At 57.9% G+C, this 25,363-nt stretch carries 19 protein-coding genes; 10 read left to right on the top strand and 9 right to left on the bottom strand.

The features are described from left to right. The first annotated feature begins 218 nt into the window (after positions 1 to 218). Genes PVW51_RS18790 through PVW51_RS18780 form a run of 3 tightly spaced genes read left to right on the top strand, consistent with a single transcriptional unit; the run spans position 219 to position 4,000 of the window. Positions 219 to 1,076 carry a HamA C-terminal domain-containing protein gene (locus tag PVW51_RS18790; protein WP_235859527.1) on the top strand — a complete coding sequence of 286 codons (858 nt, stop codon included), beginning with the start codon at positions 219 to 221 and terminating at the stop codon, positions 1,074 to 1,076. Continuing rightward, positions 1,073 to 3,694, top strand: a complete 2,622-nt coding sequence (locus PVW51_RS18785) for a DEAD/DEAH box helicase (RefSeq protein WP_084353841.1) — start codon at positions 1,073 to 1,075, stop codon at positions 3,692 to 3,694. Before PVW51_RS18790 ends, PVW51_RS18785 begins: the two co-directional genes overlap by 4 nt. Positions 3,695 to 3,712: 18 nt before the next feature. Next, complete coding sequence (locus PVW51_RS18780) at positions 3,713 to 4,000, top strand: DCL family protein (protein ID WP_007120620.1); 288 nt, start codon at positions 3,713 to 3,715, stop codon at positions 3,998 to 4,000. Positions 4,001 to 4,231: 231 nt separating this feature from the next. Here PVW51_RS18780 and PVW51_RS18775 read toward each other — a convergent pair whose 3' ends face one another. Further along, positions 4,232 to 4,507 carry a WGR domain-containing protein gene (locus tag PVW51_RS18775; RefSeq protein WP_007120621.1) on the bottom strand — a complete coding sequence of 92 codons (276 nt, stop codon included), beginning with the start codon at positions 4,505 to 4,507 and terminating at the stop codon, positions 4,232 to 4,234. A 174-nt stretch (positions 4,508 to 4,681) separates the two neighbouring features. On the opposite strand from PVW51_RS18775, the gene PVW51_RS18770 reads away from it, so the two are divergent. Beyond that, a complete protein-coding gene (locus PVW51_RS18770; RefSeq protein ID WP_040701697.1) occupies positions 4,682 to 6,103 on the top strand; it encodes a phospholipase effector Tle1 domain-containing protein in 1,422 nt (473 codons plus the stop codon). Between the two features lie 18 nt (positions 6,104 to 6,121). Here PVW51_RS18770 and PVW51_RS18765 read toward each other — a convergent pair whose 3' ends face one another. The 5 genes from PVW51_RS18765 to PVW51_RS18745 all read right to left on the bottom strand — a co-directional run bounded on the left by PVW51_RS18765 (position 6,122) and on the right by PVW51_RS18745 (position 12,274). Continuing rightward, positions 6,122 to 8,029 carry a type IV secretory system conjugative DNA transfer family protein gene (locus PVW51_RS18765; RefSeq protein ID WP_269348001.1) on the bottom strand — a complete coding sequence of 636 codons (1,908 nt, stop codon included), beginning with the start codon at positions 8,027 to 8,029 and terminating at the stop codon, positions 6,122 to 6,124. Positions 8,030 to 8,045: 16 nt separating this feature from the next. Further along, entirely contained in the window at positions 8,046 to 9,986 is a 1,941-nt protein-coding gene (locus tag PVW51_RS18760; protein ID WP_084353828.1) for a relaxase/mobilization nuclease domain-containing protein, read from the bottom strand. Beyond that, positions 9,979 to 10,692 carry a helix-turn-helix domain-containing protein gene (locus PVW51_RS18755; RefSeq protein WP_232272178.1) on the bottom strand — a complete coding sequence of 238 codons (714 nt, stop codon included), beginning with the start codon at positions 10,690 to 10,692 and terminating at the stop codon, positions 9,979 to 9,981. Before PVW51_RS18755 ends, PVW51_RS18760 begins: the two co-directional genes overlap by 8 nt. A gap of 432 nt (positions 10,693 to 11,124) precedes the next feature. Continuing rightward, on the bottom strand, positions 11,125 to 11,301 hold the full coding sequence (locus tag PVW51_RS18750) for a hypothetical protein (RefSeq protein WP_165198475.1): 177 nt from the start codon (positions 11,299 to 11,301) through the stop codon (positions 11,125 to 11,127). A 634-nt stretch (positions 11,302 to 11,935) separates the two neighbouring features. Beyond that, positions 11,936 to 12,274, bottom strand: coding sequence for a DUF736 domain-containing protein (locus PVW51_RS18745; protein ID WP_037207756.1), 339 nt, complete (start codon positions 12,272 to 12,274; stop codon positions 11,936 to 11,938). 582 nt (positions 12,275 to 12,856) lie between these two features. On the opposite strand from PVW51_RS18745, the gene PVW51_RS18740 reads away from it, so the two are divergent. Next, positions 12,857 to 13,780 carry an SIR2 family protein gene (locus PVW51_RS18740; protein ID WP_143514619.1) on the top strand — a complete coding sequence of 308 codons (924 nt, stop codon included), beginning with the start codon at positions 12,857 to 12,859 and terminating at the stop codon, positions 13,778 to 13,780. Positions 13,781 to 13,789: 9 nt separating this feature from the next. Further along, the gene (locus PVW51_RS18735) at positions 13,790 to 15,535 is read left to right on the top strand and encodes an ATP-binding protein (protein ID WP_084353831.1); all 1,746 of its coding nucleotides are present in this window, start codon (positions 13,790 to 13,792) and stop codon (positions 15,533 to 15,535) included. 43 nt (positions 15,536 to 15,578) lie between these two features. Here PVW51_RS18735 and PVW51_RS18730 read toward each other — a convergent pair whose 3' ends face one another. Genes PVW51_RS18730 through PVW51_RS18720 form a run of 3 tightly spaced genes read right to left on the bottom strand, consistent with a single transcriptional unit; the run spans position 15,579 to position 21,584 of the window. Continuing rightward, positions 15,579 to 17,750: a DEAD/DEAH box helicase gene (locus tag PVW51_RS18730; RefSeq protein WP_084353832.1), complete on the bottom strand. Its 2,172-nt coding sequence runs from the start codon at positions 17,748 to 17,750 to the stop codon at positions 15,579 to 15,581. Between the two features lie 5 nt (positions 17,751 to 17,755). Then, complete coding sequence (locus PVW51_RS18725; protein WP_084353833.1) at positions 17,756 to 19,063, bottom strand: ATP-binding protein; 1,308 nt, start codon at positions 19,061 to 19,063, stop codon at positions 17,756 to 17,758. After that, positions 19,056 to 21,584 (bottom strand): tellurite resistance TerB family protein, encoded by a 2,529-nt coding sequence (locus PVW51_RS18720; protein WP_209259818.1) that lies wholly within the window; start codon positions 21,582 to 21,584, stop codon positions 19,056 to 19,058. The genes PVW51_RS18725 and PVW51_RS18720 overlap by 8 nt, the downstream gene beginning before the upstream one ends. A gap of 416 nt (positions 21,585 to 22,000) precedes the next feature. On the opposite strand from PVW51_RS18720, the gene PVW51_RS18715 reads away from it, so the two are divergent. From PVW51_RS18715 to PVW51_RS18700, 4 genes are all read left to right on the top strand, one after another. After that, positions 22,001 to 22,582 carry a plasmid pRiA4b ORF-3 family protein gene (locus PVW51_RS18715; protein WP_235866649.1) on the top strand — a complete coding sequence of 194 codons (582 nt, stop codon included), beginning with the start codon at positions 22,001 to 22,003 and terminating at the stop codon, positions 22,580 to 22,582. A 246-nt stretch (positions 22,583 to 22,828) separates the two neighbouring features. After that, positions 22,829 to 23,659: a type IV toxin-antitoxin system AbiEi family antitoxin domain-containing protein gene (locus PVW51_RS18710; protein ID WP_084353844.1), complete on the top strand. Its 831-nt coding sequence runs from the start codon at positions 22,829 to 22,831 to the stop codon at positions 23,657 to 23,659. Beyond that, positions 23,649 to 24,566 (top strand): nucleotidyl transferase AbiEii/AbiGii toxin family protein, encoded by a 918-nt coding sequence (locus PVW51_RS18705; protein ID WP_084353836.1) that lies wholly within the window; start codon positions 23,649 to 23,651, stop codon positions 24,564 to 24,566. The genes PVW51_RS18710 and PVW51_RS18705 overlap by 11 nt, the downstream gene beginning before the upstream one ends. Before the next feature lie 13 nt (positions 24,567 to 24,579). Then, positions 24,580 to 25,293, top strand: a complete 714-nt coding sequence (locus PVW51_RS18700) for a hypothetical protein (RefSeq protein WP_274576666.1) — start codon at positions 24,580 to 24,582, stop codon at positions 25,291 to 25,293. Positions 25,294 to 25,363: the final 70 nt, after the last annotated feature.

The raw sequence follows: 25,363 nt of genomic DNA, 5'->3' as shown, positions 1-25,363 counted from the left end.
AGGAGTATCGCACAATTTCTTTGACCGCAGCGCGAAGAAAAACCTAACTATTTGAATTACGTATGATACTCTCTATGCGAGCAGCAGCGGGGTCGGCACAACCACCCTAAAACGAAAGGAGGCGACCACTGACTCAAGTACTTCCAGAAGATTTGGTTAATATAGTTTCGGGCGATCCAGAAGAGTTGGGTGTTCATCTCCAGCTTGTTAAACGGGACGTGCTCTTGAAAGATTGCGTGGCCCGTCTCCACTGTCATTGCCTGACTGTGGATGGGAACGGACGCGTCAAGCCGGAGCGTCTTGCGGAATTTATGCGCAACTCAATTATCGATTATGCCGTCCCGAAATCGCGGTTGGATGATGCGCGGGCGCGGGACGCCAGATTCAAGTCCGGAAGCGCGGTTGCAGCCCTGCACCACGAGGCAATCGGCACTTTTACGGACCTTGCCAATACTGGCGAAGGCGGCGAGATGCTGCTCTTCCTACTCGCAGAGCGCTTTCTCAAGGTTCCTCAGGTGCTCTGTAAGATGGACCTTAAGACCGACTCTCACATGCACTATCATGGTGCGGACGGCGTCTATGCTTCCGTAAACGAAAACGGCCTTCTCAAACTTTTCTGGGGCGAGTCAAAGGTGTATGGCGACCCTACAGCGGCCATAAGAGATTGCCTTTCATCACTTGCCCCTTTCCTCGTGGAGACGGACCACGAAGGCGCTGATCGCGAGCGGGATCTCGTGCTCCTCAGCGACAAAGCCGATCTCAGTGATCCGGAACTTACGGCCGCATTCCGGAAATATTTCGACCGAACCTCACCGCTATCGAACAGGGTCGAATATTGCGGGATCGCGCTTATCGCCTTCGATGCGGATTTCTATCCGAAAGATGATGCAAAAGGCATCGGGGAGGACATCCTGAAGGCGGCGAATGACGAAATGGAAAAATGGGTGAAGAATGTAAAGAACAGACTATCGGTGGAGAAACTCGACAAATTCGACATTCAGTTTTTCTGTGTGCCAGTGCCTTCGGCGGATGGGTTTCGCGCATCGTTCCTTAAGGCGCTGGGTATTAAGAAATGAAAGATACCGAACTCTTTGATTGGCTGTCGGGTGAGGCGCTTCGTGATGATATTATCAGGTTGACTCAGATCACAGTGGCGACTGAGATAACAAATCTGGACGCAATCCATGAATCCGCTGACCCAAAGAAGAGCTTTGACTGGCAGCAGCTTCTTTTGGCCGGAAGCCTTTTGGCCAGATCAACCGAACGAACGCATCAGGAGGCGGCGCTGCGGATCGCAACCGCTGCCGTCACACTCGAAACTTCGCCGGAAGTGCGGGATGCGGGGGCTGTCCTCCTCGAAAAGCTGTCCAATCGCAGGTCCGTCGAGCTGGCAATACTGCGAAACCGGATCGCTCCCGATCTTGAGGGCAGACTGGGCGTGTCGATGCGCCTTGAAGCCAACAGAAGACGTTTCGAGGACTCGATACTCCTTGAATCGAGCGGAAAATGGATAGGCGTCAACGATTTTCAGAAAGAACTATGGGCGGGCGCCTCTTCCGGCGCCGGCTGGCTTTCAGCGTCCGCGCCAACCGCGTCCGGAAAAACTTACCTCGTTTTGCAGTGGCTGCTCGATCACGTTCGCACGAGCAAGACAAAGATCGCCGTTTACCTTGCCCCAACCCGGGCTTTGGTGAGTGAGATTGAACTCAGTCTGAAGGAGCTATGTCAGTCGGACACCGGCATCGAGATCACGTCGCTACCGCTGACGGAAGTTTATTTCTCATCTACGACGGGAGACAAGAAAGCCGTCTTCGTATTCACGCAGGAGCGTTTGCACCTGCTTGTCAATCTTCTCGGGGAGGACTTCAGTGTAGACCTTCTCATTGTTGATGAAGCGCACAAGATCGGAGACAATCAGCGTGGTGTAATACTGCAGGATGCAATCGAGCGGGTGTCTCGGCAGAACCCGATGATGAAGGTCGTGTTTGTAAGTCCTTCGACACAAAATCCCGGAGAACTGCTTGAGGATGCGCCGAACGATATGCCGAAAACGTCGGTCAATACCGATATGCCAACCGTTCTGCAGAACGTGATCCTAGCCGAGCAAGTGCCTCGGAAGCCCAAGGAGTGGTCGCTGGACCTTGTCTGGGGCGATTCACCCATACCACTGGGCACGCTTAAACTGTCAAACAAGCCTGCGGGCCTGAAAAAAAGGCTGGCGTTTATCGCAGCGGCGGCAGGCGGTCGCGGCGGCACACTGGTTTACTGCAACGGCGCGGCTGAAGCGGAGGACGTCGCGCTCCTTATCAGCCAGTTGGAAGGCTCGGAGAAGACAGATGATCAGGAATTGCTGGACCTGGCTGATCTGGCCCGCAAAGGGGTCCACCGTAATTATCAGCTCGCGCCGCTGGTCGAACGTGGTGTCGCTTTTCACTATGGAAACATGCCCTCTCTCATCCGCACCGAGGTTGAGAGGCTGTTCCGCGACGGCAAGATAAGATTTCTTGCCTGCACCTCGACGCTGATTGAAGGAGTAAATCTCTCTTGCAGGACCATCGTTGTGCGCGGTCCCCGGAAGGGCCGTGGGAACCCGATGGAGCCGCACGACTTCTGGAACCTCGCGGGACGGGCCGGTCGCTGGGGAAACGAATTCCAAGGCAATATTATCTGTATCGATCCAAAGGATGAAAAAGCATGGCCCGTCGGCGTGCCGAAGCGCTCACGCTACCCGATCAAGAGAGAAACTGACGTCGTTATATCTTCCACCGATGAACTGGCTGCGTATCTTGAGAACAGAAACATCGACTCTTTGGCCGATCTTGCGCAAGGCGAAGAATTCGAACAGGTCGGGGCTTACCTCCTCAATACATATATTCGTCTTGGTACGCTTTCCGATGCCGCATTTGCGAAACGGCATTCTCCAGATGCGCTCCGGAAACTCGATAGAAGCCTCGAAGGTATTTCGGCGCTGATCAATATTACGCAGGATGTTCTAGTAAGACATCCAGGCGTCAGCGCGGTGGGCCTGCAGCGTTTGCTGGAAGCTTTTCGAAAGTACGAAGGCAATATCGAAAATCTGCTGCTCGCGCCTTCGGAAAGCGTCGATGCGTACGACAGGTACGTCACCGTCATGCGACGGATTAACGCAAATTTGTATCCTGTCTTCCTGCCAGACAGTCTCATTCCCCTGCACGCGCTCGTGGTTGTCGAGTGGCTGAAAGGATTGTCTTTGGCTGCAATTATCAGGAAGCGTATAGAGTATCAGCAACGAAACAACAGATCGTTCAAGCTTCCAGTGCTCATTCGCGAAACGATGAGCATGGTGGAAGAGACAGCAAGATTCAAGGCACCGAAGTATATTTCCGCCTATATGGATGTCCTCCGCCTGTTCTTGACTGAAGCCGAGCGCGAGGACCTGATTGATGAAGACTTTGACATCGGGATAGCGCTTGAGTTTGGCGTCTCCAGCATCACGCTTCTCTCATTAATGGAACTAGGGCTTTCCCGCATGTCTGCGGTGGCCTTGTATGAGAAGATTGCGCGCGACGATCTGGACAAGGAAGGTTGCCTGGCCTGGATTAATCAGCATGGCCCGAATTTCGCCGGGATGGACCTGCCTAACCTTATCGTCAGGGAAACGCTGCAGGTATCGGGCCTTGATGATCCGGAAGCGGGCCACGAATTCAGCGAATAGAGTAGAGAGGAAGCGATTATGCCCGCAAAGCCAGTAGAGATCGGATCGCTCTCATTCGCGAGGAAAGGAGACGCAAACGACTTTTTTAGGGATATGCTGTACAAATATGAACTGGGTGACAAGGTAACCAATGAAGACGCCGAAATACTAACGCATCTCATGCATATGCATCCCGAAGCCGCCGAAAAGATCGGCCCGGGAATTGAAAGCTTCAGTGTAAGAACGGCGGATTACGGAACGCGCTGCTTCTGGGTCAACCGCGTCGATGGAACGACAGAAAAATTCTCCTTTCGAGCGTGTTACTGATCATCAACACAGAGCTGCCATCGGCTATCGCTCATTAATTGGCTCGTATTCGAGTTTATGCTCTTCCTGGTGTGCGGTGACCTGCCACTGGGCTCTGATCCAGCCATGACTGGTGCCCGGTTGGTCTTAAGCTGCCTACGGATTCTGGACCGCCGAAAGGTGGAGGATCCGGTTGCCGAAAACAAACGCGAAATACATGCTATGCGAAATCTTCTTCTCTAAAATTCAATCTTAGTTCTGCGCCACGGCTGCCCTATACCCTCGCTGCTTTTTGCTAGCATGGAGCTTCATGAGCGCCGTGACAGCCTTGCCCTCGTCATCATGAAATTCGATCATCATCTGCCCTCGAAACCCGATACGGCCCCATTCCCGCACGAGGCATGCGCCGCCAAACAGGTCTGGTTGAACACTCATTCTATAGAAGCGCCGCATGTTGATAGACAGGTCGACCCGCTTGAGATCGACTGTCGTCGGGAACACTTCCATTTGCTGCATCGTATCCAACATATTGGGCAATCCCTTCTCATGTGTCACAATATCAGGTAGACATATGTGTTTCCACTATGTTCTAATTTTTCCCGACTCGGGCGAAACATTTCCGCTGCACTCTCTCCTAGCTTGGCAGAACTGCTGCAGGTTTAGGATTTTGACTGTACTTCGTGTTCTTGAATAGGGCGACAAATGGTAAAGAACATCTGCATATTCTCGGACGGAACCGGCCAGATGGGTGGCGCCAGGCCAGACCAACGGCTGTCGAATGTTTACAAGATGTATCGAGCCATGCGTCCCGGCCCAGATTCACCAATTAGCCCTAAGGACCAAGTGGCTTTTTACGACCCGGGCTTGGGAACAGGAGAACGCGGTGGGTTTTTCGGTCGGATCAAGCCCATCCTGGAAAGCGCCGTCGGAACTGGCATCGACCACAACATAATCGATTGCTACGAGCAGATCATCGCCCATTACGAGCCCGGCGACCGTGTGTTGCTGTTTGGGTTCTCGCGCGGGGCCTACACAGTAAGAGCACTTGCAAACGTTATGAACCTCTGCGGTGTCCCGACGCAGATGCCAGATGGTTCGCCGGTCCCGCGTTACGGCCCCGGATTGCGCAAGATCGCCAAGGACGCTGTAAAATTCGTGTATAATCACGGTGCTGGAAAACCGCGCGGACAAGATCCTTACTTCAAGAACCGTGAAGAACTCGGCAAGCGATTTCGCAAGAAGTATTCGAGCTTTCCGCTCGTAGGCGAAGAAAATCAGGGAAACGTTCAGCCAACATTCATCGGGGTCTTCGACACGGTGGCATCACTGCGAACGGCAGTTGTCCGCACCTTGGTCTGGGGCGTCACGTTCGGGGTCGGGGCGGCTTTGGCCGCAGGCGTTGCACTCGGATGGTCTTGGCTTTTGGTTGTTCCGCTTGGCGTACTTCTAGTCGCGCTTCTTTGGCAGCTAGGTTCCCTGTTGCTCGACAACTTCAAGTATTTCTCGGACGATCCCGAGCGCAAACTGAAGCTCTGGCGCCCAACCGATTGGCCGCAGATTCTCAAGACGGGTCATTTCGCGGCTTGGAACAAGCGCAACTACGACAAGTGGCTGGATCCCGATGTCCAACACGCCCGTCACGCCATGGCGATCGACGAAGACCGTGCTGACTTTCCAAGGGTTGGATGGGCATCGAAGGCGGCCGCGATTGAGACCAAAGATCGAGAGCCGAAGTGGTTGAAGCAGGTCTGGTTCCCGGGCTGTCATAGCGACATCGGTGGAAGCTATCCTGAGGCAGAGTCCCGCCTGAGCGATATCGCCCTCGATTGGATGGTCGACGAATTGAAAGACTGCGTGCCGTCGATCCAGATCAACGAGAACGTCTTGAACCGCGCCCCTGACCCTCTGGGTTTGCAGCACCGCGAAGACGCGATGGTAGCATTTGGCCCCCTCCGCATCCGCTGGAAGAAGGGAATTCGCGCAGTTGGCGACGACTTCCCGCTCCATCCTTCAGTCGAAGAGCGCATGCGAGCCAAGGCCGTCGCCCAGTGTGGCGAGGTCAAACCCTACCGACCTGCCCAATTGAAAGAGCGACGCGACTTGAAATTCTACTACGACGAATAGGGGACTAGTCGACGGCGCTCACCCTCCCAACAATTCCTCGATGAAGTCCTCCTGCCGGTCGAGCGCCGCCTTCCAATCCTTCGGCACGGCGGCTTCCCTTTCGAGCGTCTCGGGCTCGGGCTGCCCGCGTCCGGCCTCAATCGGCATCACGCTCATCGCGCGCGCTTCGCGCCGCTGCGATCGATCCCGGACAGGCGCACGTTCGGCTAGTTTCGCCTGGTCGTCTGCGCCGACCTCAAAGTCACCGCCCCAGGGCCCCACGCCCTGCACACTCGGCGGATAGGGGAACGGCTTGCCGTCCTGGCGGGCCAGCATGTCCTTGAAGAACGGATCGTCGTAATACTTGATCCGGCTAGCCTTGATAGGGTGCTGGGGCGAAGCGAGGATTATGACCTCGTCGGGATCCATGAGGCGCGCTTCCGTCTCGGAAAGTAGCGGCCGCTCTTCCAGACGCGCCGAGGTCGAGGTCGCGCCAAGGAAGCCCTTGTTGCGACCGTACATCCGGGTCACCGCCTCGCGGGTGGTGCTGCCGACCGCGGCGGAGACCTCTTTCACCGTGCGCTGGTCCCGCGGGGTGATGTAGAGCTTCAGCCCTGCCCCGTTCTCGAGACTTTCACGGCCCTCGGGCCCGTAAATCCGATCAAGCGAAGCCAGCGACTGCGCGATCATCGCGACGCGGCCGCCATAGCTTGCCAGCGAATGGATCGCCCGCTCGAGATAGGGCATCGCCCCCATCTGCTGGAATTCGTCGATCATCATCATGACCGGCCAGGGCTCGTCCGGGCCGGGCTCGTTCAGCCGGATCGAGGCGATGAGATCGGCGAACATCAGGCGCAAGAGCGGCGCCAGCGTCGCGATGTGATCCTCGGACACCGCGATGTAAAGCGACTGAGGGGTCTTCCGGAAGGTCGAGAAATCGAAGTCACTCGCTTCGGTGGCCGAGCGCACCGCCGGGTTGTCCCATTGTTTGAGACCCGCCGTCATCAGTGCCTGGATGTTCGAGGTCAGAAGCCGCGACGAGGCCGACGCGGCGTTGGTCCACAGCTCGCGCAGGATGTCTTCCTCAGCTTCGTCGGCGTAGGTCTTATACTGGGCGTTCTTGTATTCGCCCCCGGCGACGATCTTGTTCACCTCTCCAAGGTTCGGCGTGCCGCGCTGGATCGCCAGCAGGCAGGCCGCGACAAAGATCGACTTGCCGGCCTCGGAGAAGGTGTCGAGCGTCTTGTTGTCCTTGTCGAGGAAGAGGTCTGCCAGGATCGAGACCTCGGTGAAGCGCTGCGCGAATGTCGGGGCCTTGGCAATCCGCGCAAGCGGGTTGTAGCGATGCGTGGCATTGGCCCAATCAAACGGGCTGAAGCGATAGACCTCGTCACCGTTCAGCGCCCGGAGCCGCGCGGTCTTTTCGAAGTTCTCGCCCTTCACGTCGAGCACGACGACCGAGCCCGCAAAGCTCAGAAGGTTCGGGATCACGAAACCCACCCCCTTACCCGCGCGGGTCGGGGCCACCATCATCACATGAGGGATGGTGGTCGAGGAGATGAACTCGGCCTTGGACGTCGGGGAGCCGAGCTTGCCGCAGACAAAGCCCTTGCCGGGTGCCTGAAGCATGTCGTTCTTCTTCAGCTCCGCCTTGGTCTGCCAGTGGGCCGAGCCATAGTCGTCCCGCTCCTTCTTCCAGGTCCAGGCAAGCGCCAGGGCGCCGAGGCCAATCGCCCCGAAGCCTACGGCGCCAAACCCCACCTTGAACGCTTCGGGATGCGCCGCTCGGGTGCCCGCGCTGGCTTTCCAGAGCGCCAGCATGTCAAAACTACCAAACCCGGTTTTCAGGGCCAGGGTCAGGTAGAAGGCGGCGACGATGGTGCCGATGACGGCGCCGCAGATCACCCCGAAGAGGAGCGCGGCCCAAAGGGGGAGTGTCTTGGTCATGGTTGTCATCTCCCCCTTAGAATTCCATCTCGTCATCGAGACCACGATCTAGTGTTTTGTTTCGGGCAAGTTCACGCCCCATTTCCTGCGCCTCTTGCTGGCCGCGCATCCGCGCCACCTCCGTCGCCTTGTCCTGCTGCAACCCGGCGGCGCGGTCGGTGAAGACTTGGTCGCCGGTCTCCTCAAACGTCATCTCGAGGAATTCCTGCGTGACGGTGATCTGGTCGAGCTTGCTCGGAAGGGCCGCGTCCAGCACCTCGTAGTTGCCGCGGCGAAGTGCAGCCAAACCCTCCTCACCCAACTCCTTGAAGAGCTCGGATTGCAGGGTCCGCTCAACCACCTCTTCCTGTTCCTCGGTGAGCTTGCCGTCCCGAAGCATGTCGGCCAGGTCCTGCAGGTAGGGATTGGGCGTCCGGTCGTCTTCGTCGATGAGGGGCAGTGTCGCCTCCTCTTCGTCCGCGAGGGTTCGGCCGATCTCGACGCCCAGTTCCTTCGCCCGCTCCATCAGTGCGTCCATCACGCCGTCGACCTTTTCGAGCGCGGCATCGAGCTGGTCGTCACTCGCGGTCTCCACGCTGAGACCGTCCTTGGCCAGCACCGCGTTCATGTCGCGCTCGACCCAGTCTTGCGCCATGCCGTAGTTGCGCGTGCCGCCGGCAGTGATCCGGGCTACCAGCTCCTCGCTGTCCATGCCCACCTCCTCGGCGCGCTCGAGCACGTAGCGCAGCCCCTCGTCATTGCCGGATTGCAGCGCCGCAATCAGCACTTCGCTGCCCGCCCCCGGCGGATAGGGTTCTTCGAGCTGCTTTCCAAACCGTGCGCGCAGCTCCGGGTCAGGCACCATCTGCGAGAGGTCCGCGATGATCGGCGCGGCCTTGGCCTCGAAGGCGGCGCGCTCGGCCGGGTCCAATTCCTCGGCCTTGAGCCTCAGCGCCTCGATCGTGCGCTCGGAATAGTCGATCGCATCACCGACGGTCTTGATGTCCTTCATGTCTATCTCTCCTTCGGTGAAGTTCCAGGGCGTGCCGGAGCCGAGACCGTCTGCCATGCCGCGCACGGCGCGCGCCATGTGACGCTGGTCCATCCGGTCCAGCAGGTCGGCGAGGTACTTGTAGTCCTTGGCGAAGCCCACCACCTGCGCCTGCGCCATGGCGGATTCCTGGGCCGTCATGACGATCTCGCGCGGAAGGCGGGCCTCTTCCTTGGCGCGGTAGATCTCCTCAATCCCGGCGGGCTTCTCGAAAATGCCGCGCTCGAGCCGGGTGGTGGCGTCGAGCGTCACGCCGTAGCCTTCAGCGATCTCGGCCTGCTTCTCGCGCATCAGCTGCGGCGACATCACGCCCTCGGCCCAGCAAGAGAACCAGGTGCCGTTTTCGACGCCGCGATTGTTCAGGATGATATGGGCATGCTTGTGCGCCCGGTCGTCATGGACCGCGAGGACATAGTCCCACTGATCGCCATATTCCCCGCTCTCGAAGAAATGCTCCGTCCAGTCCATGGCGATGTCGCACACCTGATCGACCGTCACGTCGGTCGGGAACGAGAGCAGCATGTGCGAGGTGAACCCGAGCTTGGTCGAGCCGCGCCAGGTCCCGGCCCAATCCTCGATGATGTCTTCTTTCTGCTCCTCAGAAAGCACCGCCGCATCGGTCAGCGCGTTGGTCATCGTCGAATAGGTGTATACCGCCTTGTCGTTGATGTAGGAAATCTGCGCCCCGAGGCTACACCTCGTCTTGCAGCCTCCTGCCCGGATCCGTTTGAACACCGCAGCCCGGCTCTGCCCTGAAGCCACTTTCAGCGCGTTGCGCGCCGACATGGATCCGACGCGCGAGAAACTTCGCCCCTGCCGACGCCCCGCCAGCCGCGCGTCGATCCGCGCCGCGGCCTGACCCCGGATACGCTCATCCTCCCAGAGCCGGCCCATGACCGAGGCATAGAGGGCGAGCGGATCAGCCATTCCTGACGAGCCTCAAACCTGTCACGGTCTCGCGCGGGGTGCCCTCCAGAACCGCGCCATCCGCCCCCTGCCCTTCTTCCCTTTGCGGCCACTCCTGATGACGCAGCGCTTGCGCCGCATCCTTCATCCGGCCCATCTCACGGCTCATCGACTGCGCAAGATCGAGCAGTTCGATCAGCACTGCGCGATCCGCCGCCGAGACCTCCAGCCGACCGCGATGGACCGCCTTGGCGAGCACCATGCCAGCGTCGCTCACATCCTTCGCCTGTCGCCATGCGGCGCAAAATTCGGCGACCAGATCACGGGGCACATCGAGGAAACCGCACCGTCCGCGCAGCACCGCATTGAGCGCCTGTGACCGGTTGGAAAAACCCCGTTCGCGCCACTCGGCATCGAACGCTGCAAGCTCAGACTGACTAGCCCGGAAAGCCACTGTCTCGCTCGGATCGCGCGCTGCGATCCCCTCGCCCGCCTCCTCTTTCGCGAGCCGGTTCACGTGGCGCGGAGAGATACCGAACGCCGCCGCCAGCTCCTTCGCGCTCTCGCCCGCCGTGAAGCGCCGCGCCACTTCGATGCGCTCTTCAAGCTTCAGGTTTTTCGCTGGCCTCGGCACTAGGGCGTTCTCCCGCTGCCAGAAAAAGATTGCATGCGCAGACGCGCGCGAGGCAGCGATTGCTCGCAATCGCTTTCGCGTGCGGCGGAGCATTCAGCTTTGCGGGAAACGCCCATGACAGACCCCTCGGACAAAATGTGCAAACATTGGCCATATCCTGCCAACGTCTTCCTTCTCTCCTTTGCTTATACTTCAATACATCACATTGCGCAATATAACGTTTTGCATGCTGTGTCTTTTTGCTGGCAATAGGGTGCAGTCAAGACTGCTCCGCAGCGCGACATGGAACGCCGCCGTCCTCATCGATGCGCGGCAATCTGGTCGAATTAATCTGCCTAAACTTGCGCTGGAGCAGCACGCGATGTCAGGCAAACCGAGCGCCCGAGCCGGTAACGGATCGGGCGCGAAGAACACGAAAACGGCCCGCGCGAGATAGCGCGGGTCCCACCATTCGAGGGCGTCACGAAGCTTCTGAGAGACGGTGTCAAACCCCTGCGGATCAGTAGACCCGCAGGGGTGTCTGGGTCAGTGACCCAGTCCCTGAGAGCGCAGGTCGTCGTAGCGGCTGCGGGCGATCAGCGCCTCGGTCTCGAGGCTGTCGAGTGTCTCGGGATGGGCGTCTTCATCAAACGCGGCGAGGTAGGCATCAAAGGCCATGTCGGCTTGCAGTTCGGCGAGGTCGATGGATTGTTCGAGTGTCATGGTGTGATCCTTTCCGTTGATCGTCGTTGGACGGATCGTGGAAAAGACCGGGGGCATGAGAGCGGGCTGCACCCGGCACGGGGCGGAATGAAATGGAGCACGCCGGGGGCAGGTTTGTTGTGAGCGGTGCACCGCAGCGCTCAAGGCGCAGCCGTCCAGAAACCTGCCCCCAGCGTTGCCGGCCGCTCGACCCCGGGCTAGCGATCTGAGAGGCCAACAGGTCGACGGAAAGGCGCGCGACGGTGGCCCTGACGTGAGACGTCGCCCCCCGGACGCATGACGTTGATCTGCGGTTTACACCCTCGCGGCAAAGGGTGAGTTCGGCACCCTGGCAGCCTCGCCAACACGACCCAAGCGCGGGTTGCTCGACTGAGAGAAGGGGTGCGCTTACCTCGCACAGTGGGCTCCCATTTTTCCCCTGCTGACTTTCGGCTCACCCTCGGGTTCGCGCGATCCACTCTGTCCCTCAACAGAACGATCAAAGCTGCTTCTGCGATCGATCCAGTCAGACTATCCGCCTCGGTGTCAGCGTCCGAAATATGCCGCATCCTTCTGACACGGGTTTCGGACCCGAACCGCTGCCATTCCTCATAACGAGAAATAGCCAGACCGCCGGAGCGGTCTGGCCCTTGGCTTAGGCGGCGTCTTTCGGGCCCCAGGGGATGACGGCCTGCAGGGACAGATCGTCCTGGTTCGCGGCCTTGCCGAGGTTGGCGTTGAAGCCGTGGTCGCGGATGGTCAGCGTGTAGTAGTCGGCACCGGTCTCCTTGTTCTGCTTCTTCCAGATGCCGCCGCACTCGACCAGCTTGCCGCGCGGGGAGCGGCCGAGGACGCGGTGCGTGGGGGCCATCGGGTTCGTGCTCGCGACGGGCTCGACCGTGATGTCGAGGTCGAAGGTCAGGGTCGAGATGGAGCCTGTGCCCTTGGCGGTCTCGATGTCGGCGCTGGTGAATTTGATGCAGTTCGTGGTCATTGCTCTTCTCCTTGTTTGCGTTGCAATGATGGTCACCTTGCAGCTGGCCAAGGCCCGGGCACACCGAAGGCGAAGCGTAGCGGAGAGGGGCAGGTGCCGGTCTTTTTGCTCCGCGAGGAATGACCCGCAGGGTCAGGGGAAAAAGATCGGCGGCAACCTTTGTGGACGGGACGACAGCTGCGACCAGCATGTCATGCAACTCAGACAAAGGGAGAAGTGCGTTGGCCGCTAAGGAAGGATGGTGAACAGCCGTCAAAGATGCCAGAGGGCGCATGTTGATGCATGGATCATAGCTGGAGCAGGCATTTTCGGATCCATGTCACTTGCCAGATTCCCGACGCACCCACCTTGCGACGACAGCGAAAACTTGCTGTGACAAAGAAGTGCTACCGGGGGTATCGTAAGAGCGAAATTTTGGACCAAATCGTTTTCGGGCACAGACAAACTAAGCCGAAGTACAAGAAGTGAGGCAAAATAGCTTTGGAACTAGAAGAACTCGCAAAGCAGTGCCAAAACTGTGCACAGCATAGCCCAGTGATAGTCTTGGGCAGCGGGGCCTCGATACCGCATGGCATTCGTGGCATGGGGGATTTGGCCGTTTGGCTCCGCGATAATGTACAGGCCGACGATGGACCGGAAGTCGATGCCTGGACACTTGTTAGAACAGCCTTGGCCGCTGGAGATCATTTAGAAGCAGCACTAGAAAACAAGCCTCTACCCGACTCCTTGGTTGTCAAGATTGTCCGAAGTACCTGGGACTTCATCGCTCAGGGCGATTATAGCCTGCTCAAATCAGCTATAAAGACCGAGACCATTTTTCCGCTCCGCACCCTATTCACAGGTTTATTCCGAAGTACAAACCGCAATATCCATGTCGTAACAACAAACTACGACCGCGTTGCAGAGTATGCAGCCGATTCAGGCGGCTACATCCACAACACGGGTTTCCTTCCGGGCTATCTGCGACGGGCCGATGGGGCGGAGAATCTGATTTTCAAACAAGGGGCCAATTTGGCGCGGACGGTCACAGTCTGGAAAGTCCACGGGTCTCTTGATTGGTTTTCAGACCCGCATGGGGGTGTGATGTCGCTACCGATGACGAGCGAGTTGCCCGATGGTTTGGTTCCGTTGATCGTCACGCCAGGTGTAAGCAAATATCAGCGGACGCACGACGAGCCCTTTCGGAGCGCGATACAGGGCGCCGATCGTGTGTTGAGTGCCGCGACCGCATTCATTTGCATAGGATACGGGTTCCGCGACGGCCATATCCATCCGAAGCTGATGACGCGTTGTCGTGTGCATGACGTTCCCATCCTTGTCGCAGCGCGCACCTTAACGCCCGAAGCCAAGGATTTTCTCAAGAACAACGCCGGGCGTCACTACCTCGCGCTCGAGAACCACGATGAGGGGACGATGGTTTACAACCGTGACAGCCCAGACGGTATTGTTGTTACCGGGGGCAAATATTGGGAGTTGCCTGCATTGAACGAATTGATTGGGTTTTAGGAGGAAGAGTTGGGCATACTTGATTTCAACGATGATGAAAGTCTCGGCAAAATTATTGCCGTCGATACTGCCACTGTGACGGTGCGAGTCGATGAACTTGAACGCCTCAAACGGATTCAGGTCAATCGGTTGACCGCGATCAGAAGCTCGAAAGCCGGGCAGCACTTAATCGGGATAGTTTCGCGCATCACACGCAAAGCAGGTGACGAAACTGCAATAGACGGGTCTGAGGAGGATCCGGAAGCCGCGCTCCCCGAAAACAACCTCGTTCGGGTCGCTCTGATTGGAACACTCGTAGACAAGGAGGGGCTGAAAGAGAACGTCTTTAAGCGCACCCTAGAGACTGTGCCCGAAATCGATGCGGATTGCTTTTCCTTGGAAGGTCAGCGCCTGACAGACTTCATGCAGGTCATTTCGCAGGTTTCCGGCGACGGCCCGCAGCTTGATCTTGGTCGCTATGCTTTGGACGAGGACGCGCGGGCCTTCTTGAACGGCAACCGTCTGTTCCAACGTCATGCCATCGTGGTCGGTAGCACTGGCAGCGGCAAATCGTACACAACTGCGCGGCTCCTAGACCAGATTGCCGGTCTTCCACAAGCCAACGTAATCTTGTTCGATATCCATGGTGAGTACCAGACCCTCGATAGCGACGAGTTTCGGCATCTACGCATCGCTGGGCCGGGGGACATTGGACACGATCGCCGACTGGCCGACGGTGTTCTACATCTACCGTTCTGGCTTCTCGGCTATGAGGCATTGGTCGCTTTGTTTGTAGATCGGTCCGATCAGAACGCTCCGAACCAAGCCATGCTCATGACGCGCTGTATCACCGATGCGAAGCGCGCAATGCTTGATCCGGGAAAACACGCCGACATTCTTGCAAATTTCACTATCGATAGCCCCGTGCCTTTCGATATCGACAGTGTCCACAAGCAACTATCTGACTTGAACGAACAAATGGTTCCGGGCGCTAACAACAAGGATAAGCAAGGACCATACTTCGACAAGCTCAGCCGCTTAATCGCGCGATTTGAAGCCAAACGAAATGATCGCAGGCTTGGGTTCATATTTCAGCCGCCAGCAGCCTGTATGGATATGGCCTGGCTGTCGGAGGTAACGCATTTCCTGATAGGCGGGCGCGGATCGCAAGCTGATGGCAAGGGTGGGATCAAGATCATCAATTTCTCGGAAGTGCCGTCCGACATCCTGCCGCTCATGGTCAGCTTGATTGCTCGGCTGATATTCACAGTCAGCCAGTGGACGCCACCAGACAACCGTCATCCCATCGCATTGTTCTGCGATGAGGCACATCTGTATATCCCGGAGCGTGCATCGTCAGAGTCAGCCGATGAGATCTCTGTCGGGATTTTCGAGAGGATCGCCAAAGAAGGCAGGAAATACGGTGTTGGACTAGTGGTTATCAGCCAAAGACCATCCGAAGTGAACCGCACCGTTCTGAGCCAGTGCAACAATGTCATTGCGATGCGGCTGACCAACGGCGACGATCAATCCGTGATCAAACGGTTGCTGCCTGACAGCCTCGGCGGGTTTGGTGATCTTCTACCGGTCCTCGACATCGGTGAGGCATTGGTGGTCGGCGATGCGAGCTTGCTTCCGACGCGAGTTGTGGTGTCCGAGCCGCGCTTCAAGCCCAATAGCGCGACAGTCAATTTCTGGGATCGTTGGAGTGACGCGGCACCAGTTGCGGGAACGGAAGATGCCGTCCTTTCTTGGCGGAGACAAAGCAATCACTAGCCCTAGGAGCGATGAAAACAGTCAACGAGTATTGCCGCACATATTATGCTGGGACGATTCTACCGACCATCGCGGTAAGAGTATCGGGCGCAAGCTTGGAAGAAATTGCATCCAACTCCAAGAGGGGCTGCGACAGGTAAGGATGAAACTTCTCCGACATTAAATTCCCAGCTCCAGCGAACAGATCGACAGGTTCGCCAGATCGAATGTGCGCTAGTACCGTTTGAAGATCGGGGGTTTCGTCCCCGGCCTCCACCATCAGAAACCCGTCATGCAGTTCGACCGAAAACCCCTCACTTCTCAGTGCTAGCGCGAGGGTTGATGTCTTCACCGTACCGACCCGCGTCGCAATGACTGATGTATGCTCGCCAATGGTGTGTAGGTTATTGGCCCTAAACCCCAGCTGTTCATAGTGAGCACGCGCTTCCTCGAGCATCATCAAAGAGACTGTATCCATGTAAGCTGGGCTGGAATCCCCCTCGAGCACGGCGAACATTCGGTCGATCACTTTGTCATGAATGTCCCCCGCATCGCCGCCGAAGACGGGCGGCACACCAGCCTTCGCGGGTTTGACGACGATGACCTTTTCACGATCATGGATTTCTTGAACAACCCAACGTCGCCCAGAGAATATTAATAGCATCCCAGGGGCAAGAACATTATCGATCGGCAGGGTTCCAAGGTCCCGCCCCTCTGCGACCAACCGGAATTCCTCAGGCGTCTGAAACACCGCATAGAAGCTGTAATGCTCAACCAGTTTTTCGCCCGCGGGTCCCAAAAGCAACAGCCCGCTGCCGACCTGTTCGATCAAGCCGGTTTCTGGGTGGCCGATTGCACGCAACACATCTGCGAAGACTTCGGTTGTGACCTTCCGAAAGGGGCCTTCGCGGCAGAGCACATTGTAGACCACGCTTGCAGACGCACCGCCGCGCTGCGCTATGACTGACAGTATCTGGTGGACGAGCGTCGAGAGATGAAGCGCCTGAGGTTTTGGAGGTTCGCACCAGCCTTCCAGCAGCAAGTCTATCATCGCGATGGACCTGATCAGGCCGAGGCGAAGACGATCCACGAAACTGCTCTCCGGCGTCAACTTGGCTTCGACAGCATACTGCCTGAGAATGGCCGGCTGTCCTTCACGCCGGCCTGATCGGCCAAGCCGTTGTCGCAACGCGGCGACGCTGAATGGCGCACCGATTTGAGCCACGCAGGTCACGTCACCGATGTCGATTCCAAGCTCGAGCGTCGATGTGCAAACGGCTGTCGTCGGTTTCGCAGGGTCCTTCAAGCGCCGCTCAACGAAGTCACGGTGTTCTCGGGAGAGGCTCGCGTGGTGGGGATAGAATTCCTGTGGCAGGTGCTCCCGTTCGCAAAGCTCCCGCAACCGATCTGCGTAAATCTCGACCCGTTGACGCGCTCCGGCGAAGACCAGGTTGTCGCTGCCTCGAAGGTGTTTGAAAAGATGTGCTGCGATCGCGTCCGTTGCGGATGGGCTGTTTTCATCTTCATCGCCGGAAAGGTAACCGCGAAGCTGAAGCTTCAATTCAGCCTCGCCGCCATCTGCTTCGATCAGCTGGACAGCGTTTGCGGCGTCAGGGCGAAGATAGGCCTTAGCGAGGTCCATGTCGCCTAGCGTAGCTGACAGACCTATCCGACGGATTGGGCGCTTTATCGCGAGCTCGAGCCGTGTGAGCAGTGAACGAAGCTGGACACCGCGTTCGCTGTCCAGAACTGTGTGCAGCTCGTCGATCACGACCGCCCGTGTCGCCCCAAACAGGCGGGCAATTTCCAAACCGCGACGAATGAAAAGCGCCTCAAGGGACTCTGGGGTTATCAGAAGGATCCCTTTTGGAGATATCAACGCGCGCGTCTTGATGGATTGCGAGACATCTCCGTGCCAGGGAACAACCGGAAGCTCTGCTTCCTGGCAGATGCCCTCCAGCCGCATGGCCTGGTCCGTGATCAGGGCTTTCAGCGGACCGATGTAGAGCAGGTCGAAGCCGGTGCCGCCCGACGGCTCGTCAAGCACCTGTGAAATCAACGGCAGGAACGCCGCCTCGGTCTTTCCGCCCGCCGTAGAAGCTGCAACGATTAAATCGGCATTGGATTCGCAGATCGTCCGGATGGATCGCGCCTGGATGTCGCGAAGTTCGCGCCAACCTTTCTGGCGTATCCATTTCTGCACAGGCCTCGCCAGTTTGTCGAACGCACTGCTCATCGGCGTCAGAGCTTGAAGCTGATCAGATCATCGTCACCGGGGTCTTGGGCACCAGTCGACTCGTCTACCTCGTTCATGTCTTCGCCGAGGTCTTCGGAGACCTCGATCTTTTCGATCAGATCGCTCCACTCGACACCGGGGTTTTGCTCAAGCACGGAAAGCAGGTTCACGAATGCCGTCACCGTATTGCGCGGGGTGCGGAAGTAAGCTTCACCGATCCGGTCCGAACAATGCGCCATGAAGGCCTCGAGCGCGTCGTCCGGCAGAGCACCGGCATCGTCCTGCATGATCCGCCGCACATTGGCCAGAAGAACGAAGAGATCTTCAGGGGTCAGGCTGGCCAGCCGGACAACCGGTCCTGAAAGGTCGACCAATCCGTCCCGCGCGAAGGTGTTCTCGGCCAAACGCGATTGAAGGGCTTCGTAGCTATAGAGCCCTCGACGGGTGTTCATCAGAAACTCCGGGGTTCCACCCATAAGGAATCCGAGGTTCTCGGCGCTACCCTGCAGCACATCGTTCAGGATCCGGAGGATCTGTTCGTAGTTTGCATTGCGGGCCTGCGACGAAGTGAGCTTGTAGAGGTTCACCATCTCGTCGAGGCCGACCAGCAATCCTTTATACCCGGCCTCGCACACGAATGCCGACATCAGCTTCAGATGGTCATAGACACTGGCGTCGTCGATGATCGTTCGCACACCAAGTGCTTTGCGCGCGTCGGTGCGTGTCGCGAACTCGCCGCGCAGCCATCTCAGGGCTGCGGATTTCAACTCGTCGTCGCCGGTCTCATGGCCTTCCCAATATCGACGGATGACTTCGGCGAACTCAAACCCTCCGGTAAGTTCTTCAAAGTGGCCAAGGCGTTCACGAATGACGGTCCCCGTGGGCAAATCCCGTTCTTCAGCATCTCGGTGAGCCTGGCTGACAAATCGCTCCACCACGCTGGCCAATGCCCCGCCATCGGGCTTGGTCCGCGTCGAGAGGTTTCGGGCCATCTCGGCATACAGCCCGCGAGCTTGTCCGCCGGTCGCGTGAATGCGCCGATCTGGCGCTAAATCCGCGAACATCACGACCAGGCCTTTCTCCAGAGCCACGAGGCGGATCAGGTTCATGAAGAACGTCTTGCCCGATCCGTACTCCCCGATGATGAACCGGATCGCCGATCCGCCATCGGATATCCGGTCCATGTCCTTGACGAGCTCTTCAATCTCTCGGACGCGGCCAACCTGAATATGGCGCAAACCGAGTTTGGGCACGACCCCGGCCCGAAGCGCCTGTACGATTGCATCGCGTTCACGTGGTTTCAACTTAGACATCCCTGCCCTCCGCACTCATCTTTTCTTTTACCGCCTCCGCAATTTCCAGAGACACGTCATATCCATCATACTCGTCGAGCAGTGCTTCGTTGTAGGTCTCAAAAGCCCATTCATTCACGACTTCCAAAGCCCCGGATGCCATCAACCCATGCGAGGCGCAGATCGTCTCGAACTCGGTTTCAGACCAATGCTCTCGAGTGACCAGTTCGAGGACAAGGGCGCCGTGTTTCGGGTCAAGCCCTACCAGCTGGCTTTGGCTGGCAGGCGCGGAGGCACCACTTTCTTCCTCTTTGACATCGAAAATCTGACCGAGGACGGACGACACGCGCTCTGTGTCCGAACGAATTGCTGCGATCCGTGAAGCGTCGAGTTTCGGTCCGCTGGCTTTTTCGAGCGCGGGTATCGCTTCGCCCGGGCGACCCGGTTGCGACGCGCGAACAGTGCGTGGACCATCCGCAACTTCGCCAGCATGCAGGTCGGTGTAGGCAAGCGCAGGATCAAGTCCCAAAGCCTTGTAGATTTTCTCGATGCTTGCGACTTCGTCGGAGTGAATAATGCCATCGGCATGTGCTGCACCGACCAGCGCTGCCCGCATAGCGGCTTGGCTGTCTTGGCCCACCTCCTTCAGTTTGCGCCGCAGAAGCGTCATGTCCGGTGGCACGGCCAGGAACCATTCAAGGTTTGCACGCAGCCTGCGGCGTTCCTGATCGCTGAGGGCCGTGGCAGAAACCTGATCTTCCAACGCCCTGCGTTCAGGCTCCGCGATGCGACCATCAGCATGGGCGACTAACGACCCAAGTGCCAATTCGATCAAGGCGCTTCGATAGCTGTCGGAAACGTCCTCCAGTCTTTCGATGGGTTCGCCCAGACGAAACAGCACAACAGGCTCCTCCGTCTTGGGCGACCGGAGCGCAAACCGAGGGTCGGGCGCCAGACCGAAACCGAGGCGCGCGAGCGCGTCGGCGGCTCCTGTCATTTGCCGTTTTCCGATCTTCTCGTTCGTTTCTCCCTCCAGTCGTCCGATCACCTCCTCAAGCGGCACCAATCCCCCGCGATCGACGATATCGCTTGCCCAAGATTTCAAGCGGTCCATTTCCTCTGATGGGAAAGCATCCCAAAGTTCAGAGGGTAGCAAGGCATGCGCTTCCACACTTCCGCGGCCGTCAGGGTTTCGGCCCAGGAAGCGACTGAGCTTGTCGAGGTCGTTCATCACCTCGTCAGCCAGCTCTTGCGCAATCTCGACCGGCTTGCGCAAGCCGGAGATGTCGGGCACGGGTTTGCCATCCACGGTCGGATTGACTGACCCCTGAAACTCGCTGGAGGCGGCGCGATAGGATGCCGTGAGTGATTTCCGGGGTTTTGTCACTTTGAGCCCATCAGGAAAACGCCGATCAAACCGCATACGGAAAAGAGCGACGAACTCGTCACGGCACCGCGTCGCGGGAGTTCTCAGATTTGTTTCCGGATGGCAGATGAACCAACTCAGCAACCAGTCAGCCGTCAGGTTCTCGCCTTTGTCGATCCGAGCTCCGATTGCGTATTTGAGTGAGAACGGAAGTTCCCAGCCCTGCTTCTCGAACATCGGCTCGATGGCGTCGAGGTCGGTTTCGGCAAGCATCGCAATGTCGAGGAACTCCCCCAAATAACGCCTGACAGAGTGGTTGTCAGGGTAAAGTGACTGCAGCCGCCGAACTTCCTGGACGATATCCTTGGCATCTTCGTTGGACTGATCGACGAAGAAGCGACGCTCCAGCCCGTAGAAGTACAGGAACATGTATCCGGGGTTGTAGGAAGCGTCGTTGCGCCCGTTGGCCAACCAGTCGAGGTAGGTCGCCCGGCACTGAGGTGAGATATCCGCGTATCCGGGCCAGTAGGGCATACCTTCACCAGCTTTGTCGGCTCCAGAGCGCGCGACAGACAGAGACGGATCGATATAGGCTCGGCACTTGTCACGATACCCGTTGGTGTTCAGCAAGGGAGGCGTGCCGACATAGACCATCCCGCCGATGTTGCGGCCGGCGACGCTAGCTGTTTCATTAGACGGGACCCACCCGCTTTTCGTTGATCGGGTCGATGCGCTCGATGCCACTCGTGAGGGCTGGTTTCGTTCAGCGACCGCTGCAAGTGCCGGCGCCGCAGACTTTCCAACCCGAACGATTTCACCGTAGTCCTGCTTTGGTGGGGAATAGGCTTGAACGGCAGCCGGCGCTTTGGACGCAATGGCTTCGCGAGTTCGTTCGCGCTCACGCTCGATACGCTTGTCGTAGGCACTTGGGCGCGGCACCGGCTCAGGTCGGGGGGGTAGATTTTCGGAACTCCCCTCAGCTTGCGCCTTTGCAGCGACTTTCCGCGATCTCCGTTTTTCTTGCCACCAGACCAGAATGACGGGAACACCAAATGCAAACAACATCTGGCCGCCAATCGGCCAACCCTGAAGCATTGTGGTCACCACGACCATACATAAGAAAAAATACAGGACGAGAAAGAATGTAATTCGGAAAAACTTGATTATTGAAGACATTATCGGAACCCTCTCCGAACCACACTATTTTGCACAGCCATCTTTGCAACGACTAACGTCATGGTTGAAGCACTTCCCATGCTTTATGCTTGATTGGGCCGATGGCCACATACATCTGTTCGCACCGTTGCGGGCACACCCCTGCCCCAGTGACCGTAACCGGAACGGCCGAGATGAAGCGTTGCCACGACCATGCGACGGCTGGTCGGGCTGGCTCCGGAGGAGACGGCCGGGCCAGCGGCACGTCGCAGGGAGAGGCGGCGTTTCAGCTCGGGGAGGGCGGCTGCGCGCAGCCGACCGAGTAGGGCGCGGTCCTGGCCAAAGGGCGGGAGGGGCCAATGTTCCCCTTGAATGCTTCAACTTAAGAATCAAAAGTTACTTCAACGGCAGGGCCATTGAGACAGGCGGAACACACTTTGATTGAGCTGAAAATCGAACTGGTTGGCATCAAACCACCCATCTGGCGCCGTATCGTCGTGCCGAATGACATCAGCTTGGACATCCTGCATTCCGTTCTCCAGGGCGCTATGCCTTGGCAAGACTATCATTTGCATGAGTTCGAGATTGGCGAAGACAGGTTCGAGGCCCGCGACGAAAGTGACGACAGCTGGGACCCTACCGATGGGCGGAAGGACGAGAAGAGGTTTACTCTTGGAAAGCTGGTCAAGAAAGGCAGTCAGTTCACATACACTTATGATTTCGGCGATGGCTGGCGGCATCTCGTCACCGTTGAGAAGTTTAGCAAACCAACCGGAAGACCAGATCTGGACTTTCCCGCCTGTGTTGACGGAGAGCGAGCCTGCCCGCCAGAGGACTGTGGAGGACCCTACTCTTACGAAGAGTTTCTCGACGCGCTGACCGACAAACACCACCCGGAACATCGCGATACAAAGCAATGGGCGGGCGCGTTCGAACCGGAAGTGTTCAGCGTGCAGCAAGCCAATGCTGCCGTCGGTGCGATGTTTGTATGGGCAAAAGAACGCCACAATCGAAAGTGAAACCTGACTCTGGTTTGGCGCAGCGGCTTCGACAGGGGCACATAGCTTCGACTGTTCGATCCGAATGGCCGGATGTCTTCTCAGCCCTCCGAGGGCATCCACGCCCTGCTTTGCTGGTGAGCTTCAGAGCTGACAACCACCAGTCTCTTTGAAAATTCCAGAATTTGTCGATCCTTGACGGACTATCTCACAGGTTATCACAGAAACAAGTGGCGGCATCTTTAAAAATACATCATTATGTCGCCCATGAGTGGACAAGAACACGAAAAACTAAAGAGTCTTCTTGAGGCTGTCCCCACGGGGTTCCTCGTGGACTCCGCCTGGCTGGAGCACCACGGGATAGGTCGGCGTTCGTCCTACGGCTATGTGCAACGCGGCTGGCTAGAACGCCTAGGACGCGGAGTGTTCCGCCGTCCCGCACCAAGCAGCGCCACCACGAATACGCTCGACTGGAAGACCAGCCTGCTCTCGCTCCAGCACATCATGCACTACCCTGTCCATATCGGGGGGGCGACGGCATTGGGCCTGCAAGGCTATGCGCACTACCTCTCACTCGGCGACAAGAGCACAGTCTGGCTCTACGGCTCAAAAATCCCCAACTGGCTCGAAAAACTGCCGCTCAACACCGAACTCCGCACACGCAGCGTATCGCTGTTCTCCGATCCAGAGTTGGGTGTCAATGACGCGCGAAATAATCTCAACGAGACAGCATCGTCCCTGCCATGGGACTGGAAACTGGTGATGTCCTCGCCGGAACGCGCCATCCTCGAAGCGCTTGACGAGTTGCCGGATCAGGAGAGCTTTCACAACCTCGACATGGTGTTCGAAAGCCTGACGACGTTGCGCCCAAGAACCCTCTCGGCACTGCTCAGAAGTTGCAAGAAGATCAAGGTCAAACGCCTGTTCTTCGTGTTCGCCGACCGCCACGACCATGCCTGGCGCAAGCGTCTCGATCCGGAAGACTTCGACCTCGGCAGCGGGGATCGCGCATTGGTCAAAGGCGGCAAGATACATCCACGCTACAGGATCATGGTGCCCGAAGAGTTTGTAAGAAAGGAACGTGGTGATGGCGCGTGAAGACTATGCCGCCCAAGTGGCCCTGCTCGTACGGGTACTTCCATATGTGGCGAAGGAGGAGATATTTGCGCTCAAGGGCGGGACGGCCATCAACCTCTTCTATCGCGACCTTCCGCGCCTCTCGGTCGATATCGATCTGACCTATCTGCCTGTCAAGGACCGCGCCGACAGCCTCGTCGAGATCAACGACGCGATGGACCGGATTACCGCCGCCATCGAAGGCGGCATCGCCGGCGCCAAAGCGCAGCGAATTGCCGGCGGTGGCGGCGGCGCCACGCGTGCGCTCGCCCGCCTCGGCACAGCCGAAATCAAAATCGAAACCTCCCCCGTTACCCGGGGCGTCGTGCATGATCCGGAACAACGCGAAGTCTCCGAAGCCGTCGAGGAGGCGTTCGGATATGCGACGATGAACATCGTCTCCTTCGAGGATTTGTTCGGCGGCAAGCTACATGCGGCCCTAGATCGCCAGCACCCGCGAGACCTCTACGACGTTAAACTGCTCTACGAGAACGAAGGGTTTACCGACGAGTTGTTCCGCACGTTTCTGATCTACCTCGCGAGTTCACCACGCCCGCCGCACGAACTGCTGAATCCAAACCTGATCGATCTAGATCAGCCCTACGCGCGGGAATTCGAGGGCATGACGAAGGAAGCAGTCGACCTAACGGAATTGGTCTCAACGCGCGACCGCCTGATCGGTGATATCCAATCCCGCTTGGATGAGGGCGCGAAGAGGTTTCTGAGAACCCTGCATGACGGCGATCCAGACTTCGACGCGATCGACCGCCCTCAAGCGGCCGAGCTTCCAGCGGTCCGATGGAAGCTCATCAACGTGAACAAGCTGAAAGCAGAAAACCCCAAGAAGCATGCCGCCCAAGGGGAAGAGTTGGAGAAGCTCCTCGGCTGAAGATGGACCAGAGATGACTGATTTCGAGAACGACCCCGACTACGAAGAATGCCTTGTGACCTTTTTTGATGTCCTCGGTTTCAGGAACCTCCTGCACACGCGAAGCGGTGCAGAGATCAGGCACTTGCTTTCGATGTTTCGCAGGGTGTCCGAAGGGGATGCCACGCCGCCCACCCGCTCCGACGAGATGCGGATGATCAGCGAAGTCCATGCAGAGATCGTGTCTGACGCGATCGTAAGAACCAGAACCATTGAAACTCAGTACCAGGCTGGCCCTTTGGTCTGGGAACTCATCGATCTGCTGCACATCCAGATCGAATGCGTGGCGAACGGCATAATGGTGCGCGGCGCGATGACCATCGGCCCTATGCATCTCGGCATCGACTTCAGTGGTCCGGTGTTTGGGCCTGCCCTCGTTCAGGCTTATTTCATGGAAGAAGGCGAGGTCATCTTCCCGCGCATTGCGATCCATGAAGATGTCATCGAACGCCACCGACAGGACCAAACGCTTTGGCGGGAAGGACATTCCTATGAGGATGAAGAGCGTCACCTGAACAACCTCCTGCGCCAGGACGAGTCAGGCCTCCACTACATCGACTATCTTCGCGCCAGTCTGAGCGAGCTCGACGGCGAATACGCCGGCTGGATCGAGTTTCTGGGTAGGCACAAAACGTTGGTGGAGAGCGGTCTCGCCGACAGTCCCAACGCGACTGTCACTGTACCCTAATTAATCAGATTCTGCGGATTGGAAGCGTTTTCGGCAGATTCTGTACCCTTAATTGCAATATATCCACAGG

It is taken from the genome of Sulfitobacter sp. PR48, from assembly GCF_028807335.1.
Lineage (GTDB): Bacteria > Pseudomonadota > Alphaproteobacteria > Rhodobacterales > Rhodobacteraceae > Sulfitobacter.
The sequence above is the reverse complement of the archived record's forward strand: the minus strand, read 5'-3'. Positions and strand labels throughout refer to the sequence as shown.